Source organism: Corynebacterium sp. LK28 (assembly GCF_014335105.1).
Classification (GTDB): domain Bacteria; phylum Actinomycetota; class Actinomycetes; order Mycobacteriales; family Mycobacteriaceae; genus Corynebacterium; species Corynebacterium macclintockiae.
In genome coordinates this window covers 1-230 of record NZ_PDGZ01000026.1, presented here as the reverse complement: position 1 = coordinate 230, position 230 = coordinate 1, and the positions used below count along the sequence as shown (strand labels likewise).

General features: G+C 56.1%; 1 rRNA gene. It reads right to left on the bottom strand.

Annotation, left to right across the window (positions count from 1 at the left end):
• Window positions 1-8: 8 nt before the first annotated feature.
• Window positions 9-126: ribosomal RNA gene (gene rrf, locus CRD15_RS10040) — 5S ribosomal RNA — on the bottom strand.
• Between the last annotated feature and the right edge of the window lie 104 nt (window positions 127-230).

Sequence of the window (230 nt, the reverse complement as noted above, 5' to 3'; positions counted from 1 at the left end):
AGTTTTAATGCCGGCGGTGACTTACTCTCCCACACCCTCCCAGGTGCAGTACCATCAGCGCAGGTAGGCTTAGCTTCCGGGTTCGGAAAGGGACCGGGCGTGACCCCACCGCTAACAACCACCGACAAACCAATTCAGAACAAAACACACACCCACAACAAACCCCAACCCAACAGGGGTTTCAGTGGTGTGCCGTGCCGTTCCAGACACTGCATAACAGACGCGAGCAA